The organism is Streptomyces sp. (assembly GCF_031178505.1).
Classification (GTDB): domain Bacteria; phylum Actinomycetota; class Actinomycetes; order Streptomycetales; family Streptomycetaceae; genus Streptomyces; species Streptomyces gulbargensis.
In genome coordinates, this window is the sequence record NZ_JAPSIW010000209.1 from 1 (window position 1) to 9,345 (window position 9,345).

The 9,345-nt window shown below is 72.1% G+C and carries 7 protein-coding genes; 2 read left to right on the top strand and 5 right to left on the bottom strand.

The window, feature by feature from the left end:
* Together RIF68_RS16155 and RIF68_RS16160 are read right to left on the bottom strand one after the other, a co-directional pair.
* Window positions 1–1,837: ATP-grasp domain-containing protein (locus tag RIF68_RS16155; protein ID WP_309051953.1), on the bottom strand; the 1,837-nt coding region annotated here is incomplete at its 3' end.
* Window positions 1,838–1,885: 48 nt separating this feature from the next.
* Complete coding sequence (locus tag RIF68_RS16160) at window positions 1,886–2,182, bottom strand: hypothetical protein (RefSeq protein WP_309051954.1); 297 nt, start codon at window positions 2,180–2,182, stop codon at window positions 1,886–1,888.
* Window positions 2,183–2,394: 212 nt separating this feature from the next.
* Between RIF68_RS16160 and RIF68_RS16165 the strand changes: the two genes are divergently transcribed.
* Window positions 2,395–2,880, top strand: a complete 486-nt coding sequence (locus RIF68_RS16165; protein WP_309051955.1) for a GNAT family N-acetyltransferase — start codon at window positions 2,395–2,397, stop codon at window positions 2,878–2,880.
* A gap of 52 nt (window positions 2,881–2,932) precedes the next feature.
* Here RIF68_RS16165 and RIF68_RS16170 read toward each other — a convergent pair whose 3' ends face one another.
* The 3 genes from RIF68_RS16170 to RIF68_RS16180 all read right to left on the bottom strand — a co-directional run bounded on the left by RIF68_RS16170 (window position 2,933) and on the right by RIF68_RS16180 (window position 8,904).
* Window positions 2,933–3,691 (bottom strand): methyltransferase domain-containing protein, encoded by a 759-nt coding sequence (locus RIF68_RS16170; RefSeq protein WP_309051956.1) that lies wholly within the window; start codon window positions 3,689–3,691, stop codon window positions 2,933–2,935.
* The gene (locus RIF68_RS16175) at window positions 3,688–7,506 is read right to left on the bottom strand and encodes a beta-ketoacyl synthase N-terminal-like domain-containing protein (protein ID WP_309051957.1); all 3,819 of its coding nucleotides are present in this window, start codon (window positions 7,504–7,506) and stop codon (window positions 3,688–3,690) included. Before RIF68_RS16175 ends, RIF68_RS16170 begins: the two co-directional genes overlap by 4 nt.
* Window positions 7,507–7,659: 153 nt before the next feature.
* A complete protein-coding gene (locus RIF68_RS16180; protein WP_309051958.1) occupies window positions 7,660–8,904 on the bottom strand; it encodes an MFS transporter in 1,245 nt (414 codons plus the stop codon).
* A gap of 295 nt (window positions 8,905–9,199) precedes the next feature.
* On the opposite strand from RIF68_RS16180, the gene RIF68_RS16185 reads away from it, so the two are divergent.
* Window positions 9,200–9,345: helix-turn-helix transcriptional regulator (locus RIF68_RS16185; RefSeq protein ID WP_309051959.1), on the top strand; the 146-nt coding region annotated here is incomplete at its 3' end.

Here is a 9,345-nt window from a genome sequence, read left to right on the forward strand (position 1 = left end):
GGGCGAGGTGCTCCTCGCGGTAGCGGTCGCTCAGCTCACGGAGGCGTTCCAGGCTGTCGACGACCGTGGTCCTGGCGGTCCCCGCCCCGGCGATCGGCTTGAGCACGGCGCGCTCGTAGGGCAGCTCTGTGAGGGCCGAGACGTCGTGCACGTCGTCGATCACGGTCACCCGGGCGGCCGGGATCCCGGCGGCGGCGACCCGGCCCTTCTGGAGGGACTTGTCCCTGAAGTACACGGCGGTGGCGGGGTCGACGACGAAGCGGCAGCCGAGGTGGGAGGCGAGCAGCCCCGCCGTCACGAGCGACCATTCGTCCGAGGTCTGCACGCCGTCGAAGGGGAGGTCCGTGAGCCCTTCCCGGTGCAGCGCCATGAGAACGGCCTCGGGGTTCTTCTGCTCGTCCACCCGGACCACGGTGATGCCGGCCGGGACCTCGGCGAGTCCGTAGTCGTAACTGCCGGGGCCCCAGATCAGCACGGCGTCGACGTCATGGCGCAGGCACGCCTGCATGACGTACTTGTCGGTGCCGAGCAGGAGCACTCGGGGGCGGCGCCCGGCCTCGTCCACCTGGTACACCTCGTCCTTCAGACTCTGGATGGTCCGGTGATCGGCGCGGATCGCGGCCTGTTCGGGAGCGGTCATGAAGATGCGCAGCGGGCTGGTCAGCAGGTCAGCGGTGGGCCGGATGCGCTTGCCGGGGGTCAGCTTCACGCTCACCAGATGGACGCTGGGCAGAGCCGCGATCCGGTCGACGGCCGCCTGGTCGACGCCGGTCACCAGGCCGTCCCGGTCGGTGCGGGTGTTGTGCACCGCCGCGGCCTGGCGGCGCGAGTAGACGTGTCCCGCGTAGCGGGTGCGGAAGTCCCAGGGCCGGGCGTAGGCGAGCGCGGTCAGGTCGGCCTGGTTGGTGCCGACGCAGATGTCGTGGAAACCGGGGTTCATGTTGCCGTTGAGGCGGGCCCCTATCTCGACGAGGGCCGGCCCCTCGGGCGTCATGATCACCTCGGCGTGGGCCGGGCCGTGCCGGATGCCGAGGGCGTCGAGGACGGTGCCCACGTAGGCGATCAGTTCGGGCACCGGCTCCTCGGCCGGGTCGAGGAGCACATCGAGGTCGTAGATGTTCGCCCCGCTGGGCAGGATCCGCTTCTCGTACTCCCAGACACCGCACACATAGCGCTCGCCGTCGACGGAGACCGTGTCCACGATGTACTCGGGGCCTTCGAGGAACGACTGCACCAGCGCCTCGGTGTTGCGCCGGTCGAAGATGTCGGTGGAGGCGAGCACGGCCCGGGCCGCGGCCCCGACCTCCGCCGCGTCGTGGCAGCGGTAGACGTGGTCGGTGGAGGCCGAGCTGAGCGGCTTGACGACGACCGGGTAGGACGTCTCGCGCTCCGCCCAGTCGACGATGGCCGCCGGGTCCGCGCTCTTGAACTGGCGGGCACAGTGGATCCCGGCCGCCCGGAGGGCCTCGGCCATCTCGAACTTGTCACGGCGGGCGCCGGACAGCGCAGTGCCGTTCGTCGCCAGGCCGAGCCGCTCGCTGAGCGCGTCGGCGAGCGGGACTCCCGGCTCCTGGCCGGCCAGGACGGCCACGGGCTTCAGGACCCGCAGCGCGTCCAGGGTCCGCTCGAAGGACTCCTCGTCCCCGCAGTGGTGGTGCTCGCGGTACGCGGCGGGATCCGGGGCGAGCATGGAGGTCATCGGCTCCACGGTGCTGCGGACGTGCACCGCCTCGATGCCGAGGCGGGAGAAGGCCGGGGGCAGAAAGGTGCCGGTCGAGTAACCGTCCACGATCACCACGGTCTTGGCGTCCGCTGCGGCGGCTGGGTCAGAGGCCATCGGAATCACTTTCCGTTGCGGGGTACGAGGGCACTGCGGGACCGTGGGTCACGCCGCGGGCCGGTCGACGCCGCCGGGGGAAGCGGCCTGCGGAACGGCGGGCTTCGGCGGGGACGGCCAGCCGATGTCGCGCAGGGAACCGGCCGGCGGAACGGCGGGCTTCGGCGGGGACGGCCAGCCGATGTCCCCCAGGGAAGCGGCCACGGAAACGGTGGGCTTCGGGAGGACCGGCCAGCCGATGTCGCCGGCCACGGCGCCGGTACCGAGGGCGGAAGTGCCGAGGGTGGAAGTGCCGAGTACGGCTAACAGGGCGGGGACGCGGGCCAGTCTGGGGAAGTTCCGCATGACAACTCCGTGGGAGGTTGAGGGGTGGCTGATCGCGGAGGCCGAAGGCATCCCACGCCGACCAGGAAGCTAGTACAGCCGTCGCGGTCTGGCAAGGTTTGCCAGCAGTTGGCAACTCTCCTGAGTGGAGCCTTTCCCGAAGGCGCTCGGACGCCGGAGGAAATAGCCCGTGAACCATGGCGCCCCGCCGCCCGGCAGTGCATGCTTCTCCCATGCTGATCAGGGAAGCCACCGCATCGGACTGGCCGGCGATCTGGCCCTTCTTCCACACGATCGTGGCGGCGGGCGAGACGTTCACGTACCCGGTCGACCTCGGCGAGGAAGAGGCCCGGGACTGGTGGATCCTGACGCCGCCGAACCGTACCGTCGTCGCGGTCGACGGTGACACGGTTCTGGGCACCGCGAAGATGAACGGCAACCATCTCGGCAACGCGGCGCACATCGCGAGCGCCAGCTACATGGTGGACCCCGCGCACCAGGGACAGGGCGTGGGCCGGGCCCTGGGCGAGTACAGCCTGACGTGGGCCCGCGCACAGGGCTACCGGGCCATGCAGTTCAACGCGGTCGTCGAGACCAACACCCACGCGGTGAAGCTCTACTCCTCCCTCGGGTTCACCGTGCTCGGCACGCTCCCGGAGGGCTTCCGGCATCCCACGCAGGGCTACGTGGGGCTGCACATCATGCACCGCGCGCTGTGACCACCCCCCGGGGCGGCGCCTCACCCGCGGGCGGGGCGCCGACCCGGCCGGTTCAGGACCTGAACGCCGAGACGAGGACCCGGGGCACCGTCTCCAGGAACCGGGGCGCGTCCTCGGCCTCGTCCACGAGGACCTGGGCGGCCGCCTCCCCCATCTCGCGCGCCAGCGCCTCCCTGGAGTCCAGGATGCGCCGGTACACGGCGAGCTGACGTTCGGTGGAACCCTCGACGAGCCGGGTCTCGATGTCCTCGAAGCCGGCCGGCTCCAGGAACCAGGAGTAGTCGAAGTGCGAGGGCGCCCAGGTCGTGAAGACCAGCGGGCTCCCCGGCGTGAGCAGACGGGCCAGCTCCGCGAAGGCCGCCGCCTTGTCGATCACCATCCACAGCGCGTCGACGCTCATCGCGCCGTCGTAACCGTCCCCGGGCAGGCCGGTGTCCGTCGCACTCGCCGTGTGGAACGCGGCCGGCGGGGCCGCCTCGAACGACTCGGCCATCCGCGCGGCCTCCGCCACCGCCTCGGCGACGACGTCGACACCGGTCAGCGAGGCCTTCAGCTCCCGCGCGACCCAGAGTCCCGGACCGCCGCGACCGCAGCCGATGTCGAGCAGGCTCGTCACCTCGAACGGGGCGAGGAACTCCGCGAACGACCGGAGGTCGCCGAGGGTCACGAAGCCGAAGGGCTCCACCTCGTCCGGGTAATCCTCGCCGTAGACCTCCTGGTAGATGGCCCGCAGCGTGCCGCCCGACCGCTGGTTCGCCAGCACGGGACGGTAGCGGTCCTCGTACACGATCGCCGATTCGTGACTGGTCACAGTGCTTCTCCCCGCCGGTCGTCGAGAGTCGCGCGCAGCGAGTACATCAGGGGCACCCGGGGCTTGCCGTCGGCGGTCGTGTAGACGCCGTCCGCGTGCGCGCTCAGTGAGTGGAACTTCTGGAAGATCGTCATGTCGTGCTCGTGCAGGAAGTCGATGCGCAGCCCCGCCGAGACGAGTGCCGACACCACCTCGCCGAGCCCGTGCTGGAAGGCCACGGCCCGGGAGTTCTCGGTCGACGCCTCCGTGTCGGCGTACGTCCCCGACATGTCGCTGATCTGGGGGCCGGAGTCGAAGTAGTCGTGGACGACGGTCCGTCCGTCGTACCCCAGGGTGTCCGCGAAGGGGTGGAACTCCGAGAGGTAGAGGAACCCGCCCGGGGCGAGCAGGGAGACGACCGTCTCGGCCCACTTCCGGATGTCCGGCAGCCAGCAGAGCGCCCCCACGCCGGTGTAGACGATGTCGTACGCCCGGCTGCCGAGCCGGGCCTCCGACTCGTAGACGTCGGCCGTCTCGAACCGTGCGTCGAGCCCCAGTTCGGCGGCGAACTTCCTGGCCTGCTCGATCGCGGGGGCGGAGAAGTCGAGCCCGGTGACACGGGCGCCGCGGCGGGCCCAGGCGAGGGTGTCCAGGCCGATGTGGCACTGCAGATGGGCGAGGCGCAGGCCGGCGACATCACCCACCTCACTCAGCTCGAACTCCCGGATCGGGTCGGCGCCCCGCCGGAAGCCGTCCACGTCGTAGTGGTCGCTCCCGACGTGGATCGGGACCCGCTCGTCCCACAGCGCGCGATTGACCTCCAGGTAGTCCGTCTCCGCCGGCTCGGGCGCCCCGGCCGCGAGCAGACCCTTCAGCAGGGTGGCCTGGCCGCCGAGCGTACGGGCCACGAGCATCGACCGCACCGGGATGTCGATGCCGAGGTCCTCGGACAGCCTGGAGGTGACCCGCGTGATGAGGAGGGAGTCGCCGCCGAGGTCGAAGAAGTCGGAGTCGTCGGTGAGGGCGCTCGCGCCAAGGAACTGGGTCCAGGCGCGGACCACGGTGTCGTGCACGTCGTCCGTGCCGTCTGTGTTCCGGCCGCCCCGGACGCCCGTGGCGACGGGCGCGGGCGACGTCGTCCCCGGCTCCTGCGGACGCGTCGCCGCCCCGGTCCGGGTGCCCGCGCGTCCGGTGGTCCCGGCCAGCGCCTCGGGTGCGATCCGGCTCGGCCCGGCGAACGGATACCCGGGCAGGCGGACCCTGCGGCCCTCGCCGCAGAGGGCCGCCACGTCGAGCGGCTGCCCCAGGGTCCACAGGGCGCCGAGGGCCGCGAGCGGCCCCTCCCCGCTGTGCCCGGAGCGCGCCGAGGACAGCGCCACCGTGCGCAGCCCGGCGGCTTCCGCCGCCGCCGACAGCGCCCGGCCGGAGCCGACCTCGACCGCGACGGCTCCGGGGAACAGTTCGGCCGCCTCGGCGAGGGCGTCGGCGAACCGGACCGTGCGGCGGGCCTGTTCGGCGAAGGCCCCGGGGACGATCTCCGCTCCCGCCGGGACGATCCGGCCGGTGACGTTCGAGGCGGTCGGGACGGTGGGCCGGCCGAGACGGACGCCGGAGAGCGCGGCGAGGAGTTCCGGTACGGCGGGTTCCACGAGGGCGGAGTGGAAGGCGTGGCTCGTCCGCAGGGGACGGGAGGACGCGCGGTCGCCGAGCCATGCGCGGAAGGCCTCGACCTCGTCCGCGGGTCCGGCCACGACCACGTCGTCCGGTCCGTTGACGGCGGCGAGCTCAAGGGTGCCGCCGTACTGGGCGAGCAGCTTCGTCGCCCGGGCCCCGCCGCAGCCGAGGGCGACCATGGCGCCCGGCGGGCAGCCCTGCATGGCACGCCCCCGGGCCGTCACGAAGCGGGCCGCGTCCGCCAGCCCCAGGACGCCCGCCAGACAGGCCGCCGTGATCTCTCCGAGGCTGTGGCCGATCAGCGCCGCGGGGCTCACACCCAGCCCGGTCAGGGCGGTGGCCGCGGCGTGTCCGAGCGCGAAGAGCGCGGGCTGGGCCAGTTCCGTGGCCTCCAGCTCGGGCGCGGGGAACCCGGGGTCCAGCAGGGCGCCGCGCATCCTGGCGGCCTGCTCCGGGACGAAGGCTTCGAGGCAGGTGTCGAGCGCGACGGAGAAGCCGGGGAGCTCCTCGGCGAAGGGCAGGGCCATGCCCGGACGCTGGGTGCCCTGTCCCGGCAGCAGGAAGACCACCGGAGCGGGCCCGGTGACGGGACTGCTGCCGCGCGCGACCCGCGCTCCCCCGGTGAGCCGCTCGGCGATCTCGGCCGGATCGCGGCCGGAGACGGCGAGGCGGCGCGGCAGTTCGGCGCGGCCGGCGGCGAGGGTGTGCGCGACGTCGGTGAGGTCGGGGGCCGTCTCGCTCAGGTGGGCGGCGAGCCGCTCCGCGGACCGGTCGAGTGCGTCCGGGGTGGCGGCGGAGAGGAGCACGAGGCGCTCGCGCGCCGTCCGGTCGACGCCGACGGCATCGGCGGCGGGCACGGTTTCGGGATCGGGGGCCTGCTCGATGATCGCGTGGGCGTTGGTGCCGCCGATGCCGAAGGAGCTGACGCCGGCCCGCCGAGGTCCCGCGGGGCCGTCCCAGACACCCGGACGGGTCGGGACGCGGAGCGGGGAACCGTCCGTCTCCAGCAGCGGGTTGAGGACCTCGAAGCCCGCCACCGGCGGTACGACGCCTTCCTTCACCACGAGGAGCGCCTTGACCAGCGAGGCGAGCCCGGCGGCGGCGTCCAGGTGGCCGATGTTGGCCTTGACCGCTCCCACCGCCACCTGCCCGGGGCGGGCTCCCGGACCGGCGAGGGCGGCCGAGGCGGCCGACCACTCGATGGGGTCACCGACCCGGGTTCCGGTGGCGTGCGCCTCCAGATAGCCGAGGGAGGAGGCGTCGACGTCGGCGGTGCGCAGGGCCGCGCGGATGACAGCCTCCTGTCCGGCGGCGGACGGCGCGTGGTAACCCGCCTTCGTCGAGCCGTCGTTGTTGATCGCGGTGCCGAGGATCACGCCGTGCGGTGCCGCGCCCTCGGCCGTCGCGTCCGCGAGCGGACGCAGCACCACGCACACCACTCCGGAGCCGGCGACGACACCGTCCGCGTCGGCGTCGAAGGGCCGGCACACGCCCGAGGCCGAGAGGATGCCGCCGGGCACGTACAGATGGCCGGCCTGGGGGAAGTCCACCGCGGCCGCGACCACGACGGCCTGGTCGCACTCCCCGTTGAGCAGGGCCTGCACGGCGGTGTGGAGGGCGACGAGGGACGAGGAGCACGCGGTCTGCACGGTCAGCGCCGGCCCGGTGAGCCCGAGTTTGTAGGCGATGCGGGTGGCCAGGTAGTCCGGCTCGGTGCCGCGCAGTGCCTGGTCGAGAGCCGCGGGTGCCAGGGCGCCGCCGGTGAGCATGGCGCGCATGTACGTGCTGCCGCTCGCGGAGGCGTAGACACCGGTGCGGACCGAGTCGTCGCGCGGGTTCCTTCCCGCGTCCTCGAGGGCGGCCCAGGCCACTTCGAGCATCAGGCGGGACTGGGGGTCCATCAGTTCCGCTTCCCGCGGGCTGATGTGGAAGAGGTCGTTGTCGAAGTGGTCGGCCCGGGGCAGGTGACCGCGGACCGGGACGTAATCGGGGTGGTCGGCGCGTTCCGGTGGCACTCCGGCCCCGAGCAGCTCGTCACGTGTGAAGCGCGTGGTGAGCACCCGGCCGGCTTTGAGCGCTTCCCACCACTCGGTGAGGGAACCGCCGGGGAATCGGGCGGCCATACCGGTCACGGCCACGTCGAGGGAACGGTCGCGGGTCATTTCCCCGACTCCTCGCCGGCCCGGTGGAGTCCGGGAAGTATCGACTCCCGCACATGCCGACACTTCTTTGACAATTTCTTCATGATTCCCCCACAGGGCATGTGCCAGCGCATCCGCGCGCATGGGCAAGTGATTTCCAGACGAGTGGCAACATCACGCCGGACCGGCAGCGCGGACGCGCATCGCGCGCTCCACGACGAGAGCACCTGCGGTCAGGAGGACGCATGCGGCTCCGACGGCCACCGAGCCGGTCCAGCCGTGGTCGCCGTAGGCGGCGGCGCCGGCCAGCGAACCGATCGCGCCACCACCGAAGGACGACAGCATGAAGATCGTGTTGAGGCGCGCCACCTTGTCCCCGCCGAGTACGAACAGCCGTGCCTGGTTGGCAACTTGGCTGCTGCTCGTGCCTAGAATCAACAAATTGCTGCCCGCGATCAGAGCGGCCATCGAGTCCCCGAGGAACGCGAACAGCGCGAAGGAGGCGGCGATGCAGCCCAGGGCCCAGACGTTGACCACGGTCGGGCCGTACCGGTCGTTGAGCCGGCCCGCGTAGGCGGAGAGCAGCGCGGCGGGCAGTCCGTACAGACTGAACAACCCCGCGAGAGCGGGCCCCTGGTGGAAGGGAGGCGCCGCCAGGTGGAAGGTCAGCGTCGCCCAGAAGGCACTGAAGGCCGCGAAGACCGTCGCACCGAGGAACGCGGAGAACACCACCTCCCGGTGCGAGGCGAGCAGCCCTGGAAGCGTGGCCAGGAGCTTGCGGTAGGGCAGCTGGGCCCGGTCCGCGCCCAGCCGCTCCGGCATGGCGCGGCGGAGTGCCGGGAGGAGCGCCGCGGTCATCACGGCGGCCACCACGTAGGCCGTGCGCCAGCTGCCGCTGAGGTCCGACACCCCTCCGGAGAGCGAGCGGGAGAAGGTCGACCCGAGGGTCAGGCCGAGGCCGATGAGGCCGACGACGTGCCCGCTCCGCCCGGGGCCCGCGAGGGCGGCGGCCACGGGGGTGATGACCTGGGGAAGCACCGTCGTCGTGGAGACCGCGAGGGTCGCGACGACCAGGGTGACGATGTTGGGCGAGGCGGCGGCGACGAGCAGTCCGCCGCTGGTCAGGACCAGCAGGACGGTCGTCAGGCGGCGCACGTTCACCGTGTCCGCCAGGGGCACGATCAGGAAGATGCCGAGGGCGTAGCCGATCTGCAGGGCCGAGGCGATGACGCCGGCGGTGTCCTGGGACACCTCGAGCCCTTGGGCGATGGCCTCGAGCAGCGGTTGCGGGAAGTAGATGTTCGCGACGGTGACGGCGCCGGCGAGGGCCATGACCAGGACGTTCACCCGGGCTGGGGGCGACGGGGAGAGCTCGTCCGGGGCGGCGTCACCGGGGGCCGTGGGGTGTGGTGCGGTCAAGGGGACCCTCTCGTGAAGGGACGGCCTGGTCCGGTCCGGGTCCCCCGCCGCTCCGGCGGAGCCGGGAGTCCGGGGGACGACGCCGGGGAAGGGCGTCACCGCCGAAACTAGTGCAGTGATCACCGGTGGGCAAGGAGTTGCCAAGAAATTGGCAATCCGCCGTGATCCTTTTATGCGGAGCATCGCCTTCTAGTTGCCAAGCCGGAGGCCGTCCGGTTACCCTTGCCCACCGTAAGAAGGTCGGCCGGTGCTTCCGAGCCCACCTGTTCCCTCACTTCGCTCTGGGGCGCTTCATATGCTGGAACAGCCTGCATTCGGACGCAGACTCAAGCGATTGAGGCGTGAACGCGGTATCTCGCAGGCGACACTCGCCGGTGGGGGCATGTCCACCGGATACCTGTCCCGCCTGGAATCGGGAGCCCGGAATCCCACGGAACGTGC